25 protein-coding genes, 1 tRNA gene and 1 pseudogene are annotated in these 24,676 nt (G+C 72.5%); 13 read left to right on the top strand and 14 right to left on the bottom strand.

What is annotated here, in order from left to right; translation table 11 throughout:
• Window positions 1–445: 445 nt before the first annotated feature.
• A tRNA-Gly gene (locus J4709_RS50545) sits at window positions 446–516 on the bottom strand.
• Between the two features lie 92 nt (window positions 517–608).
• On the opposite strand from J4709_RS50545, the gene dcd reads away from it, so the two are divergent.
• From dcd to J4709_RS50525, 4 genes and pseudogenes are all read left to right on the top strand, one after another.
• Window positions 609–1,184 carry a dCTP deaminase gene (gene dcd, locus J4709_RS50540; RefSeq protein ID WP_173097264.1) on the top strand — a complete coding sequence of 192 codons (576 nt, stop codon included), beginning with the start codon at window positions 609–611 and terminating at the stop codon, window positions 1,182–1,184.
• A 184-nt stretch (window positions 1,185–1,368) separates the two neighbouring features.
• Entirely contained in the window at window positions 1,369–2,637 is a 1,269-nt protein-coding gene (locus tag J4709_RS50535) for a quaternary amine ABC transporter ATP-binding protein (RefSeq protein WP_208252678.1), read from the top strand.
• A 79-nt stretch (window positions 2,638–2,716) separates the two neighbouring features.
• A pseudogene (locus J4709_RS50530) lies at window positions 2,717–3,526 on the top strand (ABC transporter permease); the annotation flags it as partial.
• A gap of 53 nt (window positions 3,527–3,579) precedes the next feature.
• Window positions 3,580–4,461, top strand: a complete 882-nt coding sequence (locus tag J4709_RS50525; RefSeq protein ID WP_232385310.1) for a glycine betaine ABC transporter substrate-binding protein — start codon at window positions 3,580–3,582, stop codon at window positions 4,459–4,461.
• A gap of 137 nt (window positions 4,462–4,598) precedes the next feature.
• On the opposite strand, the gene J4709_RS50520 is transcribed toward J4709_RS50525, so the two are convergent.
• Entirely contained in the window at window positions 4,599–5,354 is a 756-nt protein-coding gene (locus J4709_RS50520) for a ZIP family metal transporter (protein ID WP_208252677.1), read from the bottom strand.
• Between the two features lie 127 nt (window positions 5,355–5,481).
• On the bottom strand, window positions 5,482–7,629 hold the full coding sequence (locus J4709_RS50515) for a (Fe-S)-binding protein (protein ID WP_208252676.1): 2,148 nt from the start codon (window positions 7,627–7,629) through the stop codon (window positions 5,482–5,484).
• Window positions 7,630–7,946: 317 nt separating this feature from the next.
• On the opposite strand from J4709_RS50515, the gene J4709_RS50510 reads away from it, so the two are divergent.
• The gene (locus J4709_RS50510) at window positions 7,947–8,537 is read left to right on the top strand and encodes a TIGR03086 family metal-binding protein (protein WP_208252675.1); all 591 of its coding nucleotides are present in this window, start codon (window positions 7,947–7,949) and stop codon (window positions 8,535–8,537) included.
• Window positions 8,538–8,543: 6 nt separating this feature from the next.
• Here J4709_RS50510 and J4709_RS50505 read toward each other — a convergent pair whose 3' ends face one another.
• On the bottom strand, window positions 8,544–10,025 hold the full coding sequence (locus tag J4709_RS50505) for an SDR family oxidoreductase (protein WP_307802154.1): 1,482 nt from the start codon (window positions 10,023–10,025) through the stop codon (window positions 8,544–8,546).
• Window positions 10,026–10,246: 221 nt separating this feature from the next.
• Here J4709_RS50505 and J4709_RS50500 point away from each other — a divergent pair, with 221 nt between their 5' ends.
• On the top strand, window positions 10,247–11,266 hold the full coding sequence (locus tag J4709_RS50500) for a TIGR01777 family oxidoreductase (protein ID WP_208252674.1): 1,020 nt from the start codon (window positions 10,247–10,249) through the stop codon (window positions 11,264–11,266).
• Here J4709_RS50500 and J4709_RS50495 read toward each other — a convergent pair.
• Complete coding sequence (locus tag J4709_RS50495) at window positions 11,178–11,768, bottom strand: DUF2867 domain-containing protein (protein ID WP_232385321.1); 591 nt, start codon at window positions 11,766–11,768, stop codon at window positions 11,178–11,180. The genes J4709_RS50500 and J4709_RS50495 overlap by 89 nt on opposite strands.
• A gap of 79 nt (window positions 11,769–11,847) precedes the next feature.
• On the opposite strand from J4709_RS50495, the gene J4709_RS50490 reads away from it, so the two are divergent.
• The gene (locus J4709_RS50490; protein WP_232385309.1) at window positions 11,848–12,408 is read left to right on the top strand and encodes a TetR/AcrR family transcriptional regulator; all 561 of its coding nucleotides are present in this window, start codon (window positions 11,848–11,850) and stop codon (window positions 12,406–12,408) included.
• Between the two features lie 12 nt (window positions 12,409–12,420).
• Here J4709_RS50490 and J4709_RS50485 read toward each other — a convergent pair whose 3' ends face one another.
• The gene (locus J4709_RS50485; protein ID WP_208252672.1) at window positions 12,421–13,314 is read right to left on the bottom strand and encodes a LysR family transcriptional regulator; all 894 of its coding nucleotides are present in this window, start codon (window positions 13,312–13,314) and stop codon (window positions 12,421–12,423) included.
• A 73-nt stretch (window positions 13,315–13,387) separates the two neighbouring features.
• On the opposite strand from J4709_RS50485, the gene J4709_RS50480 reads away from it, so the two are divergent.
• Window positions 13,388–13,627 (top strand): putative antibiotic biosynthesis monooxygenase, encoded by a 240-nt coding sequence (locus J4709_RS50480; RefSeq protein ID WP_208252671.1) that lies wholly within the window; start codon window positions 13,388–13,390, stop codon window positions 13,625–13,627.
• Here J4709_RS50480 and J4709_RS50475 read toward each other — a convergent pair whose 3' ends face one another.
• From J4709_RS50475 to J4709_RS50465, 3 genes are all read right to left on the bottom strand, one after another.
• Window positions 13,628–14,194: a dihydrofolate reductase family protein gene (locus tag J4709_RS50475; protein WP_208252670.1), complete on the bottom strand. Its 567-nt coding sequence runs from the start codon at window positions 14,192–14,194 to the stop codon at window positions 13,628–13,630. It abuts the gene before it with no gap.
• Window positions 14,195–14,271: 77 nt separating this feature from the next.
• Entirely contained in the window at window positions 14,272–14,532 is a 261-nt protein-coding gene (locus J4709_RS50470) for a GntR family transcriptional regulator (protein WP_208252669.1), read from the bottom strand.
• 49 nt (window positions 14,533–14,581) lie between these two features.
• Complete coding sequence (locus J4709_RS50465; RefSeq protein ID WP_232385307.1) at window positions 14,582–14,833, bottom strand: GntR family transcriptional regulator; 252 nt, start codon at window positions 14,831–14,833, stop codon at window positions 14,582–14,584.
• Window positions 14,834–14,987: 154 nt separating this feature from the next.
• Between J4709_RS50465 and J4709_RS50460 the strand changes: the two genes are divergently transcribed.
• Window positions 14,988–15,272, top strand: coding sequence for a hypothetical protein (locus J4709_RS50460; protein ID WP_208252668.1), 285 nt, complete (start codon window positions 14,988–14,990; stop codon window positions 15,270–15,272).
• Window positions 15,273–15,487: 215 nt separating this feature from the next.
• A complete protein-coding gene (locus J4709_RS50455) occupies window positions 15,488–15,922 on the top strand; it encodes an SRPBCC family protein (protein ID WP_208252667.1) in 435 nt (144 codons plus the stop codon).
• On the opposite strand, the gene J4709_RS50450 is transcribed toward J4709_RS50455, so the two are convergent.
• Window positions 15,894–16,547 carry a class I SAM-dependent methyltransferase gene (locus tag J4709_RS50450; protein ID WP_208252666.1) on the bottom strand — a complete coding sequence of 218 codons (654 nt, stop codon included), beginning with the start codon at window positions 16,545–16,547 and terminating at the stop codon, window positions 15,894–15,896. The two genes, J4709_RS50455 and J4709_RS50450, sit on opposite strands and share 29 nt — an antisense overlap.
• A gap of 13 nt (window positions 16,548–16,560) precedes the next feature.
• Window positions 16,561–18,093: a nitrilase-related carbon-nitrogen hydrolase gene (locus J4709_RS50445; RefSeq protein ID WP_208252665.1), complete on the bottom strand. Its 1,533-nt coding sequence runs from the start codon at window positions 18,091–18,093 to the stop codon at window positions 16,561–16,563.
• 133 nt (window positions 18,094–18,226) lie between these two features.
• Here J4709_RS50445 and J4709_RS50440 point away from each other — a divergent pair, with 133 nt between their 5' ends.
• Both J4709_RS50440 and J4709_RS50435 read left to right on the top strand, forming a co-directional pair.
• Window positions 18,227–19,426 (top strand): sensor histidine kinase, encoded by a 1,200-nt coding sequence (locus tag J4709_RS50440; protein ID WP_208252664.1) that lies wholly within the window; start codon window positions 18,227–18,229, stop codon window positions 19,424–19,426.
• The gene (locus J4709_RS50435; RefSeq protein WP_208252663.1) at window positions 19,423–20,130 is read left to right on the top strand and encodes a response regulator transcription factor; all 708 of its coding nucleotides are present in this window, start codon (window positions 19,423–19,425) and stop codon (window positions 20,128–20,130) included. Before J4709_RS50440 ends, J4709_RS50435 begins: the two co-directional genes overlap by 4 nt.
• Here the strand turns inward: J4709_RS50435 and J4709_RS50430 are convergent.
• Window positions 20,127–21,335 (bottom strand): acetyl-CoA C-acetyltransferase, encoded by a 1,209-nt coding sequence (locus J4709_RS50430; RefSeq protein WP_208252662.1) that lies wholly within the window; start codon window positions 21,333–21,335, stop codon window positions 20,127–20,129. The two genes, J4709_RS50435 and J4709_RS50430, sit on opposite strands and share 4 nt — an antisense overlap.
• A 122-nt stretch (window positions 21,336–21,457) precedes the next feature.
• On the opposite strand from J4709_RS50430, the gene J4709_RS50425 reads away from it, so the two are divergent.
• Window positions 21,458–22,987, top strand: a complete 1,530-nt coding sequence (locus J4709_RS50425; RefSeq protein WP_208252661.1) for a 3-hydroxyacyl-CoA dehydrogenase — start codon at window positions 21,458–21,460, stop codon at window positions 22,985–22,987.
• On the opposite strand, the gene J4709_RS50420 is transcribed toward J4709_RS50425, so the two are convergent.
• Together J4709_RS50420 and J4709_RS50415 are read right to left on the bottom strand one after the other, a co-directional pair.
• Entirely contained in the window at window positions 22,984–24,051 is a 1,068-nt protein-coding gene (locus J4709_RS50420) for a CU044_5270 family protein (RefSeq protein WP_208252660.1), read from the bottom strand. The genes J4709_RS50425 and J4709_RS50420 overlap by 4 nt on opposite strands.
• Window positions 24,052–24,053: 2 nt before the next feature.
• Complete coding sequence (locus tag J4709_RS50415; RefSeq protein WP_208252659.1) at window positions 24,054–24,626, bottom strand: RNA polymerase sigma factor; 573 nt, start codon at window positions 24,624–24,626, stop codon at window positions 24,054–24,056.
• Window positions 24,627–24,676: the final 50 nt, after the last annotated feature.

The raw sequence follows: 24,676 nt of genomic DNA, 5'->3' as shown, positions 1-24,676 counted from the left end.
CGAACCACCACCCAGCCCGTCCGCAGCATCAAAGCCCACCGGCCCCGCAAGGCCGCCCCATGAAACCTAGAACATCCGTCAAGCATGTCCCGGGACTAGAACGTCAAGCATCTCGTGGGACTAGACACCAGACATCACACCTGACCTGCTGTCTGCGGTCATCCACGTGGCGCCGTCAGGCACGTCGGGTCAGGAGACGAGCTTGGTAAGGGCTCGCCCGGTCTGGTCGGCGAGGCTGACTACTGCGCCGAGGCGGTCGTCGATGGAGAGGTGTGCCGCGCCTGCACTTCGCTGAGCCCTGGGACGCGCTTCTCCGGATCGGACGGCGGCCGGGCGACAAGGCCGGGTTGCTGGTGCTGGTGGCCTAATGGGCCGTCGATGACGGCCATAAAAACGATCAAGGCCCAGGATCGGGAGCGTGTCCCTGACCTGGGCCTTCTTCGTGAGCGGGTGACGGGAATCGAACCCGCGCTGTCAGCTTGGGAAGCTGAAGTTCTACCATTGAACTACACCCGCGTGGCGGGGGCGTGAGGGCCGCCCGCGCTTGGACATCGTACCGGAAAGTCGGGTGCGGCGTGGCGGGGGTGCGGGTGGGATAGCTTTTCGGGGTGCTGCTCTCCGATCGTGACATCAGGTCCGAGCTCGAGTCCGGGCGGGTCAAGATCGACCCGTACGAGCCGGGCATGGTCCAGCCTTCCAGCGTGGACGTGCGGCTGGACCGGTACTTCCGGGTGTTCGAGAACCACCGGTACCCGCACATCGACCCGGCTGTGGAGCAGCCGGACCTGACGCGGCTGGTGGAGGTGGAGGCCGACGAGGCGTTCGTGCTGCACCCCGGGGAGTTCGTGCTGGCCTCGACGTACGAGGTGTTCGGGCTGCCCGAGGACCTCGCGGCCAGGCTGGAGGGCAAGTCGAGCCTGGGCCGGCTGGGGCTGCTGACGCACTCGACGGCGGGGTGGATCGACCCCGGGTTCAGCGGGCACGTGACGCTGGAGCTGTCGAACGTGGCGACGCTGCCGATCAAGCTGTGGCCGGGGATGAAGATCGGGCAGATGTGCCTGTTCAGGACGAGTTCGCCGGCGGAGTACCCGTACGGGTCGGAGCGGTACGGATCGCGGTACCAGGACCAGCGCGGACCCACCCCGTCGCGGTCATATCTGAACTTTCACCGCACCGTGGTGTGACGACGGGCACGTGACGCAGATCACTCAAAGATGAAACATCTTCTCGGGACGGGTAGTTTCGAGCGACGCACAGCCTTGGCACCTGGTTGACACCCTCTTTTGCCTGAGGTGGTCAACGGGTGCGAACGGATGAGGGCTACCCGTTTCCGCGCCGCCCCCGGGTGTGGGAACACGGAAGGAGATCGTGTCCATACTCCGCGCGGAAAGCGTCACGAAGCTGTTCGGCCGTAGGACGGCCGAGGCACAACGAAAACTCAAGTCGGGCGCGGATCTGAAGGACGTCCGCTCCCTAGGCGTCACCCCCGCCGTCATCGACGCGACGTTCGAGGTCGAGCAGGGCGAGATCTTTGTGGTGATGGGCCTGTCGGGGTCCGGTAAGTCCACGTTGATCCGGATGCTGAACGGACTCCTGGAGGCCACCTCCGGGTCCGTCGAGATCGATGGCCAGGATATCGCGAAGCTGTCGCCGAAGGCGCTGCGAACGCTCCGGCAGGACAAGATCTCCATGGTCTTCCAGCACTTCGCGCTCTTCCCCCATCGGTCCGTCCTGGCGAACGCCGCGTACGGGCTCGAGGTGCGCGGTGTCGCGAAGGAAGAACGAGAGAACAAGGCCCGGGAGTTCCTGGGACTCGTCGGGCTGGAGGGGTGGGAGGACAAGCTCCCCGGTCAGCTGTCCGGCGGCATGCAGCAGCGGGTCGGGCTGGCCCGCGCGCTGGCGGCGGGCACCGACATCATCCTGATGGACGAGGCGTTCAGCGCGCTGGACCCGCTGATCCGGCGCGAGGTGCAGGACCTGCTGCTGGACCTGCAGGGCCGGTTCGGCAAGACGATCGTGTTCATCACGCACGACCTGAACGAGGCCATGCGCATCGGCGACCGCATCGCGGTGATGCGGGAGGGCCGGATCGTGCAGATCGGCACCGCCGAGGAGATCCTCACGGACCCGGCGAACGACTACGTCGCGCAGTTCGTCGCCGACGTGGACCGGACGCGGGTGCTGACGGCGTCGTCGGTGATGGAGAAGCCGCTGGTCACCGTGCTGGCGTCGACCGGGCCGCGGACGGCGCTGCGGACGATGCGCGAGCACCAGACCGACGCGGCGTTCGTCATCGGCCGGGACCGCAGGCTGATCGGCAAGGTGAAGGCCACGGCGGTCGCGGACGCGGTGAAGGAGAACGTCCAGAAGCTGGACGGGCTCATCGACCCGGAGGACCTGGAGCCGGTGTCGCCGGACACGCCGGTCGCGGACCTGTTCCTGCGCTGCGCGGAGAGCGACCTGCCGGTGCCGGTCGCGGACGAGGCCGGGACGCTGCTCGGGGTGATCCCGCGGGTGACGCTGCTGGCGGCGCTCGGCGCGATCAGCTCGCACGTGGAGGAGGTCGTCGAGTCGTCCGGCACGGCCGGCGAGGAGCCGGCGCTGGCGCTGACCAAGGAGGGTTCCGTTGACGACTGACGTGCTCGCGAGCGACCTGCCCCGGGTGCACGTCGGCGACTGGTTCGACGATCTGGTCACCTGGTGCACCAACAACCTGGGCTGGCTGTTCGACGGCATCGGGTCGGCGCTCGACTGGGCGATCGGCAACCTGACCGACCTGCTGAACCTGCTGCCGCCGCTCGGGCTGACAGTGGTGCTGGCGCTGATCGCGCTGGTGCTGAGCGGCTGGAGGCTCGGCCTCTTCGCGCTGCTCGGCTTCGCGCTGATCGACAGCATGGAGCTGTGGGACTCGGCGATGGACACGCTGGCGCAGGTGCTGGTGGCGGCGGTGATCGGGGTGGTGATCTCGGTCCCGATCGGCGTCGCGGCGGCCCGCAGCCAGACGGTGAGCCGGATCGTGCGCCCGGTCCTGGACTTCATGCAGACGATGCCCGCGTTCGTCTACCTGATCCCGGCGATCTTCTTCTTCCACATCGGCGCGGTGCCGGGTGTGGTGGCGACGGTGGTCTTCGCGCTGCCGCCGGGCGTGCGGCTGACCGAGCTCGGCATCCGCGGCGTCGACCCGGAGATGGTCGAGGCGGGCGAGGCGTTCGGCACGCCGCCGCTGCGGGTGCTGACCCGGATCCAGATCCCCCTCGCCATGCCGTCGATCATGGCGGGCATCAACCAGCTGATCATGCTGGCGCTGTCCATGGTGGTGATCTCGGGCATGGTCGGCGCGGGCGGCCTCGGCGGCGACGTCGTGGAGGGCATCCAGCGGGTGGACATCGCGGGCGGCTTCGAGGCCGGGCTCGGCGTGGTCGTCCTGGCCATCTACCTGGACCGGCTCACCGGGGCGCTGGGCAGCGAGCATCCTCGCGGGCTGCGGACGCTCTGGTCGACCGGCATGGCGAACCCCTGGCGCTGACCTCCCCCGCACGATCTTTTCCACCCCCCTGCAAGGCGACGAAAGGAAGGGCATTGCGTCCCAAGTTCAAGGTTCTGGCCGCGGCGGCGATGGCGCTGGCGCTCGGCGCTACGGCGAGCGCCTGCAACAGCTCGGACAACAAGAAGAACAGCAAGGATCTGACGCTCGGCGTCGTGTCCGGCTGGTCCGAGGGCGAGGCCGCCACCGCGCTGTGGAAGAAGATGCTGACCGACAAGGGCTACAAGGTCTCGGTGAAGCAGCTCGACGCCGGTCCGCTGTACGCGGGCATGGCGCAGGGCGACGTGGACCTGTACGTCGACTCGTGGCTGCCGAACACGCACGAGGACTACTGGAAGCAGTACGGCGACAAGCTGGAGAAGCTCGGCGCCTGGTACCCGTCGGCGCCGCTGACGATCGCCGTGCCGAACTACTCGCAGCTGCACTCGCTGGCCGACCTCAAGGGCAAGGGCTCGCAGTACGGCGGCAAGATCATCGGCATTGAGAAGAGCTCGGGGCTGTACCGGGTGTCGCAGACGAAGATGCTGCCCGCCTACGGCCTGGACAAGGAGTACACGGTCACGACGTCGTCGACGGCGGCGATGCTGGCCGAGCTGCAGAAGGCGATCAGCGCCCACAAGGACATCGTCGTCACGCTGTGGCGCCCGCACTGGGCGTACTCGAAGTTCCCGATCCGGGACCTGCAGGACCCGAAGGGCGCGATGGGCAAGCCGGACGGCGTGTACACCGTCGCCCGCAAGGACTTCAGCAAGGACGAGCCGCAGGTGACGGACTGGCTGAAGAAGTTCAAGATGGACGACAAGCAGCTGGGCTCCCTCGAGGACCTGATGGAGAACCAGTACAAGGGCAAGCCGGACCAGGCGGTGGACGCGTGGCTGAAGGCGAACCCGGACTTCGAGAAGTCCATGACGGGCTGATGCGTCGTCCCGTCCCCGAGGGAACGTTCCAGCGTTCCTGAAGGCGCCAGGGGGCCGTCCGGAACCACCGGACGGCCCTCTGCCTTTTCCGCACCGTCCTGGACCGTTTCAGGACGTTCTGGACGCCCCTCCCCCGGTCAGCCGGCGAGGCCGACGCTGAAGATGACCACGACGAGGCCGAGGCCGGTGGCGCAGAGCGTCATCACGCGGGGGTGGCCGCTGTGCGCCTCCGGCAGGATCTCGGCGGCCGACAGGTAGAGCAGGACGCCCGCGAACAGCCCGAGGTAGGGCCCGAGGACGCCCTCCGGGACCGTCCCGAGCAGGGTGAGCGCGGCGCCGGCGACGGGCGCGACGGCGTCGGCGAGCAGCAGCGCGAGCGCGGGGCGGCGGTCCCGGCCGCCGAGCGAGGCGGCGGTGAAGGTGTTGAAGCCGTCGGCGAAGTCGTGGGTGATGACGGCGAGCGCGACGAACGCGCCGGTCTCGGTGCCGGTCTGGAAGCCGAGGCCGATGCTCAGGCCGTCGACGAGGCTGTGCCCGACGAGCGCGAACGCGGCGAGCAGCCCGGCGCCGGCCGGCCCGTCGGGGTGGCCGTGCCCGTGCGCGTGGACGTGCGGGGCGTACTCGCCTTCGTGGGCGCGGTGGATCGCCACGGACTGCTCGACGACGTGCAGCAGCAGGAACCCGACGGCGAAGCCGATCATCGGGGCGGGGACGCCGAACGGCCGGTCCCGCGACAGCTCCAGCGACTCGGGGATCAGGTCGAACGCGACGACGCCGAGCATCAGGCCGCCGGCGAGGCCGAGGACGAGGTGCCGCTTGTCGCGGACCCGCATCGCCGCGAGCCCGCCGGCGAGCGTCATCAGGAATGCCAGGGCGGACACCAGGACGGCCATCCCCTGGTCTTACCAGCCGGCCCGCGGATCAGTCCTGCCGCCGCGTCGGTGATCGGCCGTGGGACCGGGTCATGGCGGAGGCCCCGGTCCCCGCCGGGCGGGTTCCGGGGCCTCGGTCACGGCCGGGCTATTCGGCGGCCACGGGCTCCTTCTCCTGGGCGGTGCCTTCGCCCTTGATGGAGCGGATGAGGAGCTGGGAGACGTCCACGACCTCCAGGCTCTCCTTGGCGTCGCCCGAGTTCTTCTTCTCGTTGATGGCGTCGCCGAGCATGACCAGGCAGAACGGGCACGCGGTGGAGACGGTGTCGGGGTCGGTGGTCAGCGCCTCGTCCACGCGCTCGGTGTTGATGCGCTTGCCGATCCGCTCTTCCATCCACATCCGGGCGCCGCCGGCGCCGCAGCAGAACCCGCGGTCCTTGTGGCGGTGCATCTCCTGCGTCTTGACGCCGGGGACGGTCGCCATGATGTCGCGGGGCTGCTTGTAGACCTTGTTGTGGCGGCCCAGGAAGCACGGGTCGTGGTAGGTGATCTTCTCCTCGATCGGCGCGACCGGGGTGAGCTTGCCCTCCTCGACCAGGTGCGCGAGCAGCTGGGTGTGGTGGACGACCTCGTAGTTCCCGCCGATCTGCGGGTACTCGTTGGCCAGGGTGTTGAAGCAGTGCGGGCAGGTCGCCACGATCTTCTTCACTCCGGCGTCGTTGAGCGTCTCGACGTTCTGCTGGCCGAGCATCTGGAAGACGAACTCCATGCCCAGGCGGCGGGCCGGGTCACCGGTGCAGGCCTCCATCGGGCCGAGCACGGCGAACTTGACGCCCGCGATGTGCAGGAGCTCGGCGACGGCCTTGGTGGTCTTCTTGGCCCGGTCCTCCAGGGCGCCGGCGCAGCCGACCCAGAACAGGTACTCGGTGTCCTCGGAGACCTTGTCGTCGACGACCTCGACCTCGAAGTCCAGCTCCTCGATCCACTCGAGGCGCTTCATCTCGGACATGCCCCACGGGTTGCCCTTGTTCTCGAGGTTCTTCAGCATGACGCCGGCCTCGGACGGGAACGCCGACTCGATCATGACCTGGAAGCGGCGCATGTCGAGGATGTGGTCGATGTGCTCGATGTCGACGGGGCACTGCTCGACGCAGGCGCCGCAGTTGGTGCAGGACCACAGGACGTCGGGGTGGATGACGCCGTCCTCGCCGACGAGCTCCTTGTCGACCTGCATGGCGAGCTTCTGCTCGTCGGTGAACTTCTCCCGCTGCTCCTCGGAGGCGAGCATGTAGGGGGCCTTGGCGAGCGCGTGGTCGCGCAGCTCCAGGATCACCATCTTCGGCGACAGCGGCTTGCCGGTGTTCCAGGCAGGGCACTGGGACTGGCAGCGACCGCACTCGGTGCAGGTCGCCATGTCGAGGAAGCCCTTCCAGGTGAAGTCCTCGATCTTGCCGCGGCCGAAGACGTCCTCGTCGGGGTCGGCCTCCTCGAAGTCCAGCGGCTTGCCGCCGGACATCATCGGCTGCGCGGCGCCGAGGCCGTCGGGGCGGCGCTTGAACATGACGTTCAGCGGGGCCAGGAAGATGTGCAGGTGCTTGGAGTGCACCACGAAGACCAGGAACACCAGCGCGACGCCGATGTGCAGCAGCAGGCCGATGGACTCCAGGACGTCCAGCGTGTGGTGCGACATGCCGTCGAACAGGTGCCCGACGAGCCAGGAGAAGTAGGCGCCCTTGCCGTAGTCGAGGTTGCCGTTGGCCCACTCGACGCCCCGGTAGAAGAACATCGTCCAGATCACGTTGAAGATCATGAACAGCGTGATCCACGCGCCGGACAGGTGCGAGCCCTTGAACCGGGACTTGCGCTCCAGCCGCTTGGGCGAGTTCTTGATCCGGATCGCGGTGAACACGATCAGGCCGAGGGTGCAGGCCAGCGCGATGGTGTCCTGGACGAATCCGATCGGGCCCCAGGTCTGCAGCCACGGGATCTTCTTGTCCAGGCCCGCCAGCAGCGCGACCGCCGCTTCCAGGTACACGGTGGCCAGCAGGAAGAACGCCCACATCACCGCGGCGTGCGCGGAACCGGCCAGCGTCCACTTCAGCAGTTTGCGCTGCCCCAGGACCTCGGTGACCTGGCCCTCGATGTCGGCCTTCTTGTCACGCTTGACCTGCAGCACACGGTCGGGGTCGGGCTGCCCGGCCATGGCCGTGTTGTACAGGAAGAGCACCCGCCGGCCGGCGAGCGCCAAAGCGACCGCCGTTCCGGCGAGCCCAATGACCAACGTGATCCAGAACACTGTTCCGTCCTCCTGGGGTACGGGCGATGGCAGTCAGCGTAGGGCTCGCGACAGACCGCATCTCATCCGGGGCCCGAATACTACTCGGTAGTAGCTTATGTGGTCACACGCGCAGGTCAGCACGCCTCTCGACCGGTCCGCGGGTCCGGTAGGCCGCGGACGGGGTTCCGTCGTCCCCATACCTTACGTATCCGGCGCGCCGATGAGTATCGGCCCGTTCCCGAGTCAAAACCACCGGATGAGGACCCGTCCAGCGCGGCTCCCGCCCACCGGTACACCCGGCGGGGCGCGCCGGACCGACGAAGGAGGCACCGGCGATGACCCAGAACCCCGACCTCGCGCCCGCGGCACGGCGGCTCGCGGAGCTGATCGGCACCCTTCCCGACGAGCGGCTCGAAGCGCCGACGCCCTGCGCCGACACCTCGCTCGCCACCCTCATCGACCACGTCGACGGGCTGTCCCTGGCGTTCGCGATGGCCGCCGCCAAGGACATCCCGGAGGGCGGGACGCAGCCGCCGTCCGCCGACGGGGCGAGCCTCGCGCCCGGCTGGCGGACCCGAGTCCCCGAGCGGCTGGACGCGCTCGCCGCCGCGTGGCGCGACCCGTCCGCGTGGGAGGGGATGACTGAGGCCGGCGGCGTGCAGATGCCCGGCGAGGTCATGGGACGCGTCGCGCTGAACGAGCTGGTCGTGCACGGCTGGGACATCGCGAAGGCCGGCGGGCTTTCCTACGACAGCGGCGAGGCCGAGGTCCAGGAGTGCCTGGTGTTCGTGGGGCAGGCCGTCGAGCAGAGCGGCGGCAAGGGCACGCCGGGCCTGTTCGGGGCGCCCGTCGCCGTCCCGGACGGCGCCTCGCCTCTCGACCGCCTGATCGGCCTCACCGGCCGCGACCCGTCCTGGCGGCCCTGACACGGCTCACTCTTCGGCGGCATGCGCGACGCCGCGGCACATGCCGCCGAAGACCCGCTCGTGGAACGGCTTGAACGCCCACCAGTAGCAGTGGCCGGCCAGCCCGTGCGGATGGAACAGGGCGCGCTGGGTGTAGCGGACGCCGCCGTCCGGTTCCGCTTCCGCGACGCCGAGCTCCAGCCAGGCGAGGCCGGGCAGCCGCATCTCGGCGCGCAGCCGCAGCAGGCGGCCGGGTTCGATCTCCTCCACGCGCCAGAAGTCGACGGTCTCCCCGGTCCGCAGCCGGCGCGGGTCGCGGCGGCCGCGGCGCAGCCCGACCCCGCCGACGAGCCGGTCCAGGACGCCGCGGACCCGCCACGCCAGCGGGAAGGAGTACCAGCCGCGCTCGCCGCCGATGCCCTCGATGACCTGCCACAGGCGGTCCGGCCGGGCGGCCACCTCGCGGGTCCGCGCGTCGGTGTAGAGGCTGCCGCCGGCCCAGTCCGGGTCGGTGGGCAGCGGGTCGCTGGGGGCGCCGGGGACGCTCGCCGACGACCAGCGGGTGGCGACGTCCGCCTCCCGGACGCGGCGCAGCGCCAGCGACACCGCGCGCTCGAACCCCGCCGGGCCCTCGGGCGGCGGCGGCACGTACCGGGCGATGTCGTGCTCGCGGCAGATCACCTCGTTGCGCAGCGACTCCACCAGCGGGCGCGCGAGCCGTCCCGGCACCGGCGTGATCGCCCCGACCCACAGGCTCGACAGCCAGGGGCTCAGCACGGGAACCGGCACGATGAGCCGCCGCCTGAGCCCGGCGACGGCGGCGTAGCGCCGCATCATCTCGGTGTAGGTGAGCACGTCCGGGCCGCCGATGTCGAAGCCCCGGCTCACCCGGGCGGGCAGGGCGGCGGACGCGACCAGGTAGTGCAGGACGTCCCGGATCGCGATCGGCTGGATGCGCGAGTGCACCCAGCGCGGGGTGACCATCACCGGCAGCCGCTCGGTCAGGTACCGCAGCATCTCGAACGACGCCGACCCCGACCCGATGATCACCGCGGCGCGCAGCCACACCGCGGGCACGCCGGCGTCCAGCATGATCCGGCCGACCTCGGCGCGCGACCGCAGGTGCGGTGACGGGTCCTCCTCCGGCTCCATCCCGCCCAGGTAGACCAGCCGGCCCACGCCGGCGTCGCGGGCCGCCGCGGAGAAGGTGCGGGCCGAGCGGCGGTCGGTCTCGCCGAAGTCGCTCCCGCCGCCGATCGCGTGGATCAGGTAGTAGGCGACGTCCACCCCGTCCAGGGCCCGGCGGGTCGACTCGGGGTCGGTCGCGTCGGCCTCGGCGATCTCCACTCGTCCGGCCCACGGATGGTCGCGCAGCCGCTGGGCGGAGCGGGCCATGCACCGCACCCGGTATCCGGCGTCCAGCAGCGCGGGCACCAGCCGGCCGCCGATGTAGCCGCTCGCCCCCGTCACCAGGCACAGCGGCGCGGGGTCATCCGGGTGCCGGGCCACGGCCCGCTCCCCGCGGCGTCCCGCCGTCCGCCGCGGCGGACCCGCGGCCGTGCACAGTGCCGATCATCGCTCTCTCCCCCCGTGTGGGAGGCCCCCTACCCCCGGCCGACCTGCGCAAGCGGGAGCGCGTGAGGCGCCGCGCCGGGTGACCCCGGGCACAGTTTTTAAACGTGTTCAAATTTCTGGGCTACGCTCGTGCCGAGACGCGGAGGTGGGGCGCGATGAAGCTGGTGATCCCCGGTGGGACCGGGCAGGTCGGGACGATCCTGGACCGGGCGTTCACCGCCGCGGGCCACGAGGTCGTGGTGCTGACGCGGCGGCCGGCGCGCGAGCGCGAGCTGGCCTGGGACGGCCGGACGCCCGGCCCGTGGACGGCGGCGCTCGACGGCGCCGACGCCGTGGTCAACCTCGCCGGGCGCAGCGTCAGCTGCCGCTACACCCCGGCCAACCTGCGGGAGATGATGGACTCGCGGGTGGAGTCGGCGCGGGTCGTCGGCGAGGCGATCGCCGCGGCGGCGCGCCCGCCCCGGGTCTGGCTGCAGATGAGCACCGCCACGATCTACGCCCACCGCTTCGACGCGCCCAACGACGAGGCGACCGGGATCATCGGCGGCGACGAGCCCGGCGTCCCGCGGTACTGGTCGTACAGCGTCCGGATCGCCAGGGAATGGGAGCGGGCGCAGGCGCGGGCCGCCACTCCGGACACCCGCAAGGTCGCGCTGCGCGCCGCGATGGTGATGAGCCCCGACCGCGGCGGCGTCTTCGACGTGCTGCTGCGGATGGCGCGGCTCGGCCTCGGCGGGCCGGTCGCGGGCGGCGCGCAGTACGTGTCGTGGATCCACGAGCGCGACCTCGTCGCCGCGGTCGAGTTCCTGATCGGCCGGGACGACATCGACGGCCCGGTGAACCTCGCCGCCCCCGCTCCCCTGCCGCAGCGCGCGTTCATGCGCGAGTTGCGCGCCGCGTGGGGCGTCCCGGTGGGCCTCCCGGCGACGACGTGGATGGCCGAGATCGGAGCGCTCGCGATGCGGTCGGACACCGAGCTGCTGTTGAAGAGCCGCCGCGTCGTCCCGGGCCGCCTGCTCGACGCCGGGTTCGCGTTCGAGCATCCGGAGTGGCCCGGGGCCGCCGCCGACCTCGTCCGTCAGGTGGTCAGGAACCGGCGGCGCGCTCCCGCCAGGCGCGCTCCCACTGCCGGGTCAGCATCGGGTAGACGATCAGGTGGCGGAACGGCGCGATGAGCGCCATGTAGAAGCGTCCGAGGCCGCCGTTCGGGCGGACGAGCACCGCCATCCGCAGCTCGTGGTCACCGCCGGGCGCCGGGACCCAGCCCAGATGCATGATGCCGTGCATGGTCTTGTTCGCGATCTCGCGGACTTCCTCGTCGGCGAGCCGGTAGACGGGCGTGAACGGGGAGCCGCCGGCGTCCTCGACGGTGCCGCGCAGGTCGCTCGGCAGGCGGTCGCGCAGCGGCCGGACCCGGGTGCCGAGCCCGGTGCCGGGCCGGTCCCAGCCGAGGAGCGCGCCGAGGCCCCAGCGGACGGCGAACAGGGCCTTGACCGGAAGGGCCTGCCTGGCGAAACCGCCGGACGTCCGCATCGCCTCCAGCATCGCGGGGAAGTCGCCCGGCCCCGCGCCCGGCGTGCGGAAGGACCAGACGTCCAGCAGCCGGAAGTCGGGCGCGAGATCGTGGACGCGCCACGGCCGGCCGGTGTGCGCGCTGTCGGGAAGCCGCACGACCATCGCCTCCACTCGTTATACGGTTGCGTACAACACCAGGCTAACCCGAGTTGTACGCATGCGTATAGATGGGGTGGGACACATGGCGGGAGCGCTCCGGACGCCGCGCGAACGGTGGATCGAGGAGGGCCTGCGCGTCCTCGCCGAGGGCGGGCCCGACGCCGTCCGCGTCGAGGCGCTGGCCAAGCGGCTCGGCGTCACCAAGGGCGGCTTCTACGGCTACTTCACCGACCGCGGCGCCCTGCTCGACGCGATGCTGGACGCCTGGGAGCGCGAGAGCACCGACGCGGTGATCGACCGCGTCGAGAGCGAGGGCGGCGACCCGCGGACCCGGGCCCGGCGCGCCGGCATGCTCACCTTCTCCGGCGACCGGCTCCTCCCGATCGACCTCGCCGTCCGCGACTGGGCCCGCCGCGACGACGCCGTCGCCGCCCGGCTGCGGCGCGTCGACGACCGGCGCATGGCGCTGCTCCGCGAGACGATCGGCGCCTTCTGCACCGACCCCGACGAGGTCGAGGCCCGCAGCCTCATCGCCTTCTGCGTGGCGATCGGCCACCACTTCCTCGCCGCAGGCCACGAGGGCCGCACCCGTACCGAAGTCCTCACCCGCGCCACCGACCTGATCTTCGACCGCGGCGCCTAGCGCGCCCCGGCGTCACTCGCGGAGAAGGTCCAGGAGCGCCCGGACCGGGAGGGGAACGTGGTCGCGGCGCCAGATCAGCGTCGTGGACCGCTCCGGCGCGTCGCGCAGCGGGACGACGGCGAGGCCGCCCAGCGCCCGCCCGGCCGCCGAACGGGGAAGCAGCGCGATGCCGAGCCCGTGCGCGACCAGGTCCGCCAGCAGGACGAGGTCGTCGGTCTCGGTGCGGACGTCCGGGACGAAACCGGCCGCGGCGCAGGCCGCCTCGAGGACCGAGCGCAGCCCGGCACCGAGCGTGAGGGTGACGACGGGCTCGTCGCGCAGGTCGTCCAGCGACGCCTCGGCCGCCCCGGCGAGCCGGTGGTCCCGCGCGACGGCCAGCACCAGTGGTTCGACCTCGACCGGGTGGGAGGCCAGCGTCGGGCGCAGCACCTGGCCGGCGGGGCCCGCGGGCAGGCGGCTCGCCGTGGCACCGATCACCGCGGCGGCCAGTTCGCCGGAGCCGACCTGCGCAGTCAGCGCCTCCGGATGGCCGGTCCGCAGGGTGAGCCGCACCTTGGGGTGCTCGCGGCGGTACCGGCCGAGCCGTTCGAGGAGCCGTTCGGGAGGGCACGGAATCGTGCCGACGGCCAGATGCCCGGCCAGCTCCCCGCTGAGCGCCGCCACCGCGTCCATCCCCGCGTCGGCGGCGGCCAGCGCCGCACGCGCGCACGGCAGGAACGCCTCACCCGCCGGGGTCGGCTTCACGCGGCGTCCGGTGCGGTCGAAGAGCGCGGCCCCCACCTCGCGCTCGAGCTGCGCGATCTGCTGGCTCACCGCCGGCTGCGCGACGCGGACCCGCGCGGCGGCGCGCGTGAACCCGCCCTCCTCGGCGACCGCCACGAGGTACCGGAGCTGCCGCAATTCCATAAGCGTTCCTTATCGGAGAGCAGAGGAATCATATCTTGGACTACTGCGACGGCGAGGCACCACAGTTGACGGCATGAACTCGACCAAGCACCGGATGGCGCTGATGGTGTGGTGCGCGGTGCTCCCCACCCTCACCGGCCTGCAGCTTCTTCTCGGCCACGTGCTGCTGAACGTCCCGCCCTACCTGCGGCCCCCGATCATGGCCACGCTGACGGTCCCGATCGTCATCTACCTGCTCCTGCCGCTCTTCGAGCGCCTCCGCCGAGCGCTGAGCGGAAAGAGGTCGCCGGTGAACGGGTCCGCACCGACGTAGCTACTCGCGTACGGGCCGGTACCGCAGGTCGACGACCTCGGGCCCGCCGCCGTCGCGCACCAGGTCCCAGCGGACCGGCGCACCGCCCGGCGCCTCGAACAGCCGGACGCCGTCACCGAGCATCACCGGCGCGATGTGCACGGAGAACTCGTCGATCAGGCCCCGCTCCACGCACTGCCGCGCGACGCCGGCGCCGAACACCTCCAGGTTCTTCCCGCCCGCCGCGTCCAGCCCCGTCCGCACGGCCTCCGCGATGTCGCAGTTCAGAAAGGTGAAGCCCGCGGCGGGCGGCGCGTCCTCCGGGTGATGGGTCAGCACGAAGATCGGCCCGTCCCACTTCCCCCCGTACGGCCTGCGGTTCTGCCCGCCCTCGGCGTCATAGCCCGCGTCGAACCCGCGCCGCCCGGCGAGGATCGCCCCGGTCGTCGCGACCATCTCCTCGACGATCCCCGGCGTGAACGACAACCCGGACATCCAGTCCATCGAGTGCCCCGGCCCGGCGATGAAGCCGTCCAAAGACATGGTCAGATGCCAAAGCACCTTGCCCCGCGCAGGTGAACTCGTCATGGTCCCGCCTCTCAGGTGTGCACGCCTGATGCTTGGACCACTGGGGCGCCGAGAACTCATCGCCGCCCCTCGGACGGTCAGCCGTCCTTCTCCCCGACGTTCGACGGCTTGGCAATCACGAACGTTCCGCGCCCGTGGACGCCCTGGACGAGGCCCTTTTCGCGCAGGAGTCTGATCGCCGCCTCCGCCGTGTTGACGGACACCTTGAACTCGTCCGCGACGGCTCGCACGGCGGGAATGCGGCGTCCGACGGGATAGACGCCGTCCACGATGCGCGCCGTGAGAACGCCCGCCACCTGGAGGTACAAGGGTTCCATGCCGTCGAGATCGATGCTCACCCGGGGACGCTAGCGCGGCTCAGGACCCTTGGACGCGCAACTCGTATGACTAGTCCGACTCGGGCGGTATGTCGGGCGCGACGAACGTGCCGACGCCGTGCACTGCCACCGTGAGGCCGCGTTCGCGCAGGACGCGCAGCGCCGCCTCGCTGGTCCGCGTCGACACCCCCGCCTCCGCCGCGAGCGAGCGCGCGGACGGCACGCGGGTGCGGGGCAGCATTTCGCCGGCCCGGATCCGGCGTTCTATCTCGTCCGCAACCGAGAGGTACATCGGCTTCAGCGAGTCCAATGGGAAGCCCATATAGGCACGTTACGGACCCCGTGGTGATGCTTTGGTCCTACGGGTGTCCATTGGTGTCCACGTGTGCCTACCATCGTGCCGAGGCGGCCCCGGTGCGGTGCACCACCACCGCGCCGGGGCCTAGGAATCGATTGCCCTAGGAGGCGACCGACCCATGACCCCTGAGAGTAGGGCGCGGCTTGAGGCGCTGGGCGTGGTTCTGCGGGTGTACGGGCTGCACGCGTCCATGACCGAGGACGGGCTGCGCGTCGTGAACCGGGAGGCGGCGGGGTGCTGCGCGGCGCATCCGGCCGATGTGATCAGCGTGCGGGCGCGGGAGGACGACGGCGGGCGGGCGTGGTTCTTCACGTCGTGGCGGCATCCGGTCGCGGAGGTGGAGCGCGTCGTGGACGCGGTGACGGCGATCCGGGAGCTGCTCGGCGGGGAGCCGGGGCTGTGATCGCGGTGTGGGCGTCGGCGATGTGCGTGGTGCCGGTGCTGGCGGTCGCGGTCACGGTGGGGGTGATGGAGCGGCGGCGGCCGAGGTACCGGGGACGGCATCGGGCGATGTTCTGACCGCGGTCGCTGGGGCGGGGCTGGTTGACTTGCGGCGTGTCGGCCTTAAAAGGCGCCTTTTAAGGCCGACACGCCGCAAGTCAACGTTGGAGGTGCGGGGTGGCTTGGGTGCGGCATGAGGTCGTCATCGATGCGCCGCCGGAGCATGTGTGGGATGTGCTGCGGGATGTCGGGGCCGTCCACGAGCGGCTGCTGCCCGGCCGGGTCGCCGGGACGCGGATCGAGGGCGACCAGCGGTTCCTGACCTTTCCCGATGGGCACGTGATCCGGGAGCTGATCATCGCGGTCGACGACGGCGCCCGGCGGCTGGCGTACGCCGTGGTGGACGGAGCGCGGCCCGCGGTCGAGCGTCACCATGCGTCGTTCGAGGTCCGCGCGGAGGGTGCCGGGGCACGGTTGGTCTGGACGACCGATGTGCTGCCGCATTCAGCGGCGGGCGAGATCGGTGTGCGTGTCGAGCGCGGCGCGGTGGAGATGAAGCGGGCGATCGAGGCGTCCTACAGGGTCATGCGGGGCGGGTGGCTGTTCCGGTGATGAAGCCGGTGCCCGCCGGGCGGACGGTCGCCGTCCATCCCCGGGCGGCGAGGTCGCGGACGAGCCGCTGGGGGTCGTGGAAGACCTTGACGACGCGGTACTCGCTGCCGTCGTCGAGGCGGCGCCGGACGGAGGGGACGGGGTGGTCGGCGAGGACGTCCTCGGCGGCCGCTTCGCCTGGGCCGTTGTCGACGAAGACGGCCGTGCCGCCGGGGGTGAGGGCGTCGGCGACGGTGCGCCAGAAGCCGGGGAGCCGGTCCGGCGGCACGTGGGAAAGCCAGAAGGCGAAGAAGACGGTGTCGTAGCGGCGGGACGGGCGCCAGGAGAAGAGGTCGGCGCACTCGAACTCGACCGCGGCGGGCGCGGTGCGTTTGCGTGCGATGTCGAGGGCTTCCGGGGAGGCGTCGACGGCGGTCAGCGAGCGGGCGCGGGCGGCGAGGCGGCCCGTCCACTGGCCGGTTCCGCAGGCGAGTTCGAGGACGTCGCCGGTGATCGGCAGTTCGTCGACGAGCGGTGTGAGGGCGCGCAGGTCGGCGCGTTGGTCGTAGACCCGGTCGTATTCGCCGGCGCGGGCGCGGTAGTAGGCGATCTGTTCCCGCACGGCGGCATCGGCGTCGTCGCCCATGCCGCCACGCTAACTAACGACGGCGGCTGCGGGCCACGGCGAGGGCCGTGAGCAGCGGGATCGCGGCGACGCAGAGCCAGGCGAACAGGTCGCCGATCCGGTCGTAGGGGGTCGTCGTGCCGTGGACGGGGACGTCGGCGACGAGCGTCTGCCGGGCGGAGCCGAAGTAGTCGGCGGTGGCGAGGACGCGGCCGCGGGCGTCGAACGCGGCGGAGAGTCCTTGCGCGTCCTGGCGCACCAGCGCGTAGCCGCCTTCGACGGCGCGCAGGCCCGCCTTGTCGGTGTGGGGGCGTCCGTATTCGCGCCAGTCGTGGGCCGGGACGAGCATGATGTCGGCGCGGACGCGCATGAGCGCCGGGAAGTCGGCGTCGTAGCAGATGACGTTGGCGATCCGGCCGTACGGCGTGGAGACGACGGGGACGTGCCTGTCCCCCGGCTTGTAGGTCTCGGAGCCGGGGATCGGGTGGGCCTTCTGGTACGTCCAGAGGACGGCGCCGTCGGGGCCGAGGAGGACGGTCTCGTCGCGTCCGAAGGCGGGGCCGGTGGTGTCGTAGACGGCGATGCCGATGTCGAGGTAGATGCGGGAGCGGCGGGCTTCGGCGCGGGCGGCGGCGATGACCGCCGGTTCGCGGGCGGCCTGCGCGGAGACGGCGTTCTCCGGCCAGACGACGATCTTCGCTCCGGCGGCGGCCTCGCGGCGGGTGGCGGCGAGCAGGTCGTCCTGCACGGCGGTGGTGACGGGGTCGACGGTGGCGGGCGGCGCTGCGGCGATGCCCTGCCGTCCGCCGGGCATGCGGCCGAGCGCGGCGTGCTCGGCGTCGGCGACCGTCCTGGCGGGGCTCACTCCGGCGATCCGCACGGTCCGTCCGTCGTGCGGGAGCAGCGCGAGCCGCGCGCCGCCGGCGAGGGCGATGGCCGCGAGCACGGTGGCGCAGACGGCGGCGGGACGGGCGGCCGGGCGGGACGGGTCCTGCCAGAACCCGTTCGCGGCGGCGGCGAGCCAGGCGATGAGGAGGCCGATGCCGTAGGAGCCGGCGATGGACGTGACCTGGAGCAACGGGAGTTCGCCGTGCTGGGTGACGGCGAGGGAGCCGTAGGCGGTCCCGAACGGCGACAGCAGGGTGATGAGGAATTCGGCCGCGGCGACGGAGGCGGGGAACACGAGGGTGCCCGTCCACCGGCCGAGTCCGGGGGCCAGCAGGCGGTCGAGGAGGAACGGCACGGTCTGGACCAGGCTGAGCGCCGCCGCGCCCGCGAGGATGACCGGTCCGGAGCCCATCGCCGACTCCTGCACCCAGAAAGCGGCGGCGGCGAGGTGCGCGGCCCAGGCCCAGGTGGTGCCCGTCCAAGGGCCGGTGGTGCGGGTGAAGCGCAGTAGCAGGATGGGGAAGACCCAGGCGGCGAGCGGAATGTCCCAGCGCCCGCCGACCGCGAACAGCATGGCGATAGTGCCCGCCGCGAGCAGCGCGTACCGGTACCGGCGCGCGCGCTCGGCGGGGCGTGCCCCGGCCGGTGGCGTTCTGTTTTCGAGGAGAGGAATGCTCATGGAATGGGACGCTAAGTGAGCGCGTATATGCGGGGCGTCGCCCGCGCGGCCCAATTCTCCGCGCGTGCGCAACTTTGGATGCGCGCCTTCTGGGCGATGTTCCAGAAGGGTGCCGTTGACTAGCCTCACCTGCGTGAAGACCGCCCCCGTGATGTCCGTACTGCGAGGCGCCCGCGCCTGGACGGCGGGCAGGCCGTGGCTGTTCGACGCGGCGCTCGGCGGCGGCCTCACCGTGTTCGACGTGGTGACGCTCGCCACCCGCGACCCTGCGCCCGGCCCGATGGCGCTGGCGCTGTGGGGGGTGCAGACCGTCCCGCTGCTGTGGCGGCGGCGCCTTCCGCTGGCCGTGCTCGCGACGATGACCGCCGCGTTCGTCGTCTTCGAGGCGGCCGACCCGGTCCCGGGCAAGACACCCGGACCGTACTTCCTGATCTTCGGCGTCTACGCGGCGGCCCGGTACGCCCCGGCCGCCGCGAGCCTCGCCGCGTCCGGCGGCGCGCTGGCCGCGGCGGTCGCGGTGGACCTGGCGCTCGGACGGTCCCCCGCACCGCGCCCCGACTCGCTGGAGCCGATCACCGCGACGACGTTCGCGGTGTTCCTCGGCGTCGCGTGGCTGCTCGGGCACGCGCGGCGGCGCATCGACGCCGACGCCCGCCGGCTCCGCGACCTCAACGCGCGGCTGCGCGCCGAGCGGGAGCGCAACGCGCGGCAGGCCGTCGCCGCCGAGCGCGCCCGGATCGCCCGCGACCTGCACGACGTCGTCGCGCACCACGTCAGCGCCATCGCCGTGCAGGCCCGCTCCACCGAGGACGTCGTCCGCGACGACCCGGGCCTCGGCCGCGCCGGGGTGGCGCGCATCGCCGAGACGGCCGACACGGCGCTGGTCGAGATGCGCCGCATCCTCGGCCTGCTCGACGCCGGCCACGACGACGGGGACGCCGAGCCGTCGCTGCGCGGCCTCGGCCGGCTCGTGGAGGCCGCCGAGCGGGCGGGCTGCCGGGTGCGGGCGGACGTGGACGCAGGGGCGGGCGCGTTGCCGCAGGTCGTGCAGGTCTCGGCGTACCGGATCGTGCAGGAGTCGCTGACGAACGTCCTCAAGCACGCGGGCCCGGCCGAGGTGCGGATAGCGCTCCGGACGTCGGACGGCGCGCTGGTCGTCGAGGTCGGCAACGGGCCCGCCGCCCCCGGCCGCACGCCCGTGCCCGGGTCCGGGCGGGGGCTCATCGGCCTGCGCGAGCGCGTCGCCGCGTTCGACGGGACGCTGCGGACCGGCCCGTGCCCGGCGGGCGGCTGGCTCGTCCGCGCCGAACTGCCGCTGGAGGGCGTCCGATGACGGTCCGGGTGCTGCTCGCCGACGACCAGGAGATGGTGCGGGCGGCGCTGCGCGTCGTGATCGACCGGCGGGACGGCCTGGCGGTCGTGGGCGAGGCCGCGGACGGCGCGGAGGCCGTCGCGGAGGCGGCCCGGCTGCGTCCGGACGTGGTGGTCATGGACGTCCGCATGCCGGGGATGACCGGGGTCGAGGCGACCCGGCGGATCATGGCGGGCCCGTGGGAGGGCGGCGCGCGGCCCCGCGTCCTGGTCCTCACCACGTTCGACCTCGACGAGTACGTGTACGCCGCGCTGCGCGCCGGGGCGAGCGGGTTCCTGCTGAAGAACAGCCCGATCGACCAGCTCGAACACGCGATCCGGGTCGTCGCGGCCGGGGAGGCGATGCTGGCGCCGAGCGTGACGCGGCGGCTCGTCACGGCGTTCGCGGCGGCCCCGCCGGCGCCCGAACCGCCGGCGTCCGAACAGCGGGCGCCGGGACGGCTGGACGGCCTCACCGGGCGCGAGAGCGAGGTGCTGCTCCTCGTCGCGCGCGGGCTCGCGAACGCGCGGATCGCGGAACTCCTCGGGCTGAGCGAGGCGAACGTGAAGAGCCGCGTCAACCGGATCCTCGCGCGCCTCGGCCTGGAGAACCGCGTCCAGGCGGCGATCCTCGCCTACAAGGAGGACCTGCCGGGCCTGCGGGACGGCGCCGGGCCGCCCGGCTAGACCCGCTCGAAGATCGCGGTGAGGCCCTGGCCGCCGCCGATGCACATCGTCTCCAGGCCGTAGCGGGCGCCGCGGCGGTGCATCTCGCGGGCGAGCGTGGCGAGGATGCGGGTGCCGGTGGCGCCGACGGGGTGGCCGAGGGAGATGCCGGAGCCGTTGACGTTGATGCGGTCCCAGTCGGCGTCCTTCACCTTCCACTCGCGGGTGACGGCGAGGACCTGCGCGGCGAACGCCTCGTTCAGCTCGATGAGGTCGATGTCGGCGAGGGTGAGACCGGCGGCGGCGAGGGCCTTGGCGGTGGACGGGACGGGCCCGATGCCCATCGTGCGCGGCGGCACGCCCGCGCGCGCCCACGACACCAGCCGGACGAGGGGGCGCAGCCCGAGTTCGGCGGCGCGTTCGGGCGTGGTGACGACGCACGCGGCGGCGGCGTCGTTCTGGCCGCTGGAGTTGCCCGCCGTGACGGTCGCCTCCGCGTCGCTCTTCCCGAGGACGGCGCGCAGCTTCCCGAGGGTCTCCATGGACGTTTCGGGCCGCGGGTGCTCGTCGGTGTCCACGACCGTGTCGCCCTTGCGGGACGTGACGGTGACCGGCACGATCTCGTCCGCGAACCGGCCGGACCGCTGTGCCTCGACGGCCCGCTGGTGGGAGCGGACGGACAGCTCGTCCTGCTCCTCGCGGCCGATGCCGTACTCGCGGCGCAGGTTCTCCGCCGTCTCCAGCATCCCGCCCGGCACCGGGTGGTTGACGCCGCCGGCGGTGACGCGGCCGCGGGCGAGCGTGTCGTGCAGTTCGAGGGACGGCCCGCGCAGCCCCCACCGCGCGGACGTCGTGTAGAACGGCGCGTTGCTCATCGACTCGGCGCCGCCCGCGATGATCACGTCGCTGACGCCCGTCTGGACCTGCATCGCGGCGTTGAGGACGGCCTGCAGGCCCGAGCCGCAGCGCCGGTCCACCTGGAGGCCGCCGACCTCGATCGGCAGGCCCGCGTCGAGCGCGGCGACGCGCCCGATGGCCGGGGCGTCCGAGCTCGGGTAGCACTGGCCGAGGAACACCTCGTCGACCGCCTCGCCCGGCAGGCCGGAGCGCTCGACCACGGCGCGGATCACCGCGGACGCGAGGTCGACGGGCTGGACGCTCTTGAACACCCCGCCGAAACGGCCGATCGGGGTGCGCAGCGGCTCGCAGATCACCGCGTCGCGCATGGCAGCTCTCCTCAATCCGGGAACGGCGGGCACTCCGCAGGTTATGACCTCGAAGTACGCGCCCCGCGTCCGGGCCCGGTCCGCGCGGGCGGTTGAATGCAGGGAGCGAGCGAGGAGGCGCGATGGAGCAGCAGGCCGGGCAGGACTGGGCGGAGCGGGCCGCGACGGTGCGGGTCATCGGGACGGGCGCGATGGGGCGCGGCATCGCGCAGCTCGCGGCGGCCGGCGGGCTGACCGTGGAGCTGGCCGACATCCGCTTCGAGGCGGTGAAGGCCGCCGTCGAGCACGTCGGCGCGATGTTCGACAAGCTGGTCGGCAAAGGCCGGATGACGGCGGACGACGCGGCGGCGGCGAAGGCGCGGCTCAAGCCGGTCGGCGAGCCGCTGACCCCGCTGCAGGGCTGCGACCTGGTCGTCGAGGCCGTCCGCGAGGACCTGGACACCAAGCGGGAGCTGTTCGCGGCACTGGAGAAGGCCGCCGCACCGCACACGATCCTCGCGACGAACACCAGCTCGCTGCCGGTCACCGCGATCGGCGCGGCGCTGGAGGACCCGTCGCGGCTCGCGGGGCTGCACTTCTTCAACCCCGTCCCGCTGATGCGGCTCGTCGAGGTGATCCCCGGCGCGCGGACCACGGACTGGGTCCCCGGCGCGCTCATGGCCCTCGTCCGGCGGCTCGGCCACGAGCCGGTGCTCGCGCCGGACGCGCCGGGCTTCCTCGTCAACCACGCCGGGCGCGGCCTGGTGACGGAGGCGCTGCAGATCCTGTCCGAGGGCGTCGCGGAACCGGTCGACATCGACCGCATCGCCCGCGACGTCCTCGGCTTCAAGATGGGCCCGTGCGAACTCCTCGACCTCACCGGGATGGACGTCTCGCACCCCGTCATGGAGTCGATCTGGACCGGGTTCTACACCGAGCCGCGGCACCGGCCGTCGCGCATCGGCCGCGCCCGCATGGAGGCGGGGCTCCTCGGCCGCAAGACCGGCGAGGGCTTCTACAAGTACGTGGACGGCGCCAAGCAGGAACCGCCGGAGGCGACCGCGCCGGACGCGGACCCCTGCCCGCTCTGGCTGCACCCCGACCTGCGGGAGACGCTGGGCGCCCTGCTGTCCGAGGTCGGCGTGGACGTCGAGACCGGGGACGGGCCGTCGCCGGACGCCGTCGCCGTGGTCGACGCGATGGCCCTCGAAGGCCGCGACGCCACGCGCACGCTGGGCATCGACACGTTCTTCGGCCTCTTCACCCGGCTGACCGTCACCGTGCACCCCGCGCTCGACCCGGACGCGGGACGCGCCGCGCTCGCCGCGCTGTTCACCACGGGACGCTCCATCAGCGTCGTCCGGCACGCCGCCGCCCCCGTCGCGCAGCGGCTCTTCGCGTCGGTCGTGAACGTGGCCTGCGGCATCGCGGAGCAGCGGCTCGGCACCCCGGAGGGCATCGACACCGCCGTCCGGCTCGGCCTCGGCTACCCGCGCGGCCCGCTCGAGTGGGGCGACCAGGTCGGCGCCGACCGCGTCCTCGACCTCCTCGAGACCCTCCACAACGACACCCTCGACCCGCGCTACCGCGCGAGCCGCTGGCTGATCGAACGGGCGGCGTCCGGCCTCCCGTTGACCGAGACCGGCACCGCCCCGTCCGACCTGCTGGGCTAGCCCGCCTTCTCGACGGGGTAGGCGGGGACCTTGTCCGTCCAGCCGCAGGACACGAGCGCGTCATAGGACACGACCGTGCCGGGCTTGCGGCCGGCCCACGCCTTCCCCGGCGTCACCAGCACGGACTCCTGGGCGAGCAGCCGCCCCGTCGCCGGGTCGATCACGAGCCGCTCGTCCAGGACGGTGCCGTCCGCGCGCACCCGGCGGGCGACGCCCTCGCCGCGGCGGCCGAGCGGGTCGGTGACCGCGCCGACGCCGCGCAGGCCCGGCGCGGCGGCGAGCAGCCGGTACATCGCGGCCAGCACGCGCGGCTTCACGGGCGCGGCGCCGACCTTCTGGGCGTTGCTCATCAGCCATTCGGCGGGGTCGGCGTGGTCCGGGAGCGTCCGGTTCAGGAACCGCCGCAGCGCCTGCGGGTCGGCGGGGAGCCTGCGGACGTCCGGCGGGTCGGTGCCCTCCCAGTCGGCGAGGCGGAACGCCTCACCGCCCTTGACCTTGCTCTTCGTCCACTTGCCGGGGCCGGGCCTGGTGACCGGGCCGCGGTTGGGGCTGTTGACCGGGCCGCCGGACGGGGACGGACCACCGGCAGGGGCCGGGCCGGTGTAGCGGCTGCTGACGACGCGCTCGGCGACCCAGGCGTCCTTGCCGGGGCCGGCGTCCCAGGAACCGATCTCGCGGACGGTGTAGTGCTGCCCGGAGTCGCTCACCACATAGCCGCCCTCGCGGATCACCGACGACCAGTACCGTCCGTGGCCCGCGGGCGCGCCCTCCGCCTTGGTCGCGGCGGTGAGCAGGACGGTCTTGGCCGTCATCGGCTGCGGCCCGGCGGCACCGGGGTCGGGCGCGCGGGGGGTCGTGCCGGACGACAGGACGACCGCACCCGTGACCGCGGCGGCGGTGGCGGTCAGGCCGAGGCCGCTCCACAGGGCGGGGCGCCGCCAGGCGCGGCGCTCCGGTCGCTGCGGCGCGCGCATCCCGTTGAGGACGCGGTGGCGCACCGCGTCCTCGCTCTCCTGTGTCGGCGGTTCGTCGAGCATTGTGGCGATCATCTGGAGTTCGTCCACGGTCACATTCCTTCCGTTCCGGTGGGGAGCGCGGCCCGCAGCTTCTTGCGGGCGCGGTTCAGGCGGGAGCCGACGGTGCCGTACGGGATGCCCAGCACGTCGGCGATCTCCTCGTGGGAGAGCTGGGCGAGGGCCTTCAGCAGCACGACGTCGCGGTCCTTGCGAGACAGCCCGGCGAGGGCGCTGGCGAGGGACGGCTGCAGGCGCTCGGCGGACACCGAGGCCGCGACGCGCTCGTCGTGGCCGCCGGGGTCGCGGTCCACGCCGACCCGCGCGAGCGCCCGGTACCGGCGGGTCTCGGTGCGGCGGTGCTGGTTGATGAGGTTGGTCGCGATGCCGAACAGCCAGGGGCGGACCGTCCCGCGGGACGGGTCGAAGGCGGCGCGGCGGCGGAACGCGGCGAGGAACGTCTCGGCGACGACGTCCTCGGCCGCCTGCGGGCCGAGGCGTCCGGCGACGTAGCGGTGCACGTCGGGGAAGTACCGGTCGTAGACGGCGGTGAAGCGGTCGCCGTCGCGGACGGACGCGGCGATCAGCTCCGCGTCCGTCCAGTCGAGGTCGGGCGGGGCGGTCACTCGGCCGCCCCTGGGATGGGGTCCGGCATGGGGCACCTCCGGGGGTGTGG

Origin of the sequence: Actinomadura violacea (genome assembly GCF_017573465.1) — a bacterium.
Taxonomy (GTDB): Bacteria; Actinomycetota; Actinomycetes; order Streptosporangiales; family Streptosporangiaceae; genus Spirillospora; species Spirillospora violacea.
The sequence above is the reverse complement of the archived record's forward strand: the minus strand, read 5'-3'. Positions and strand labels throughout refer to the sequence as shown.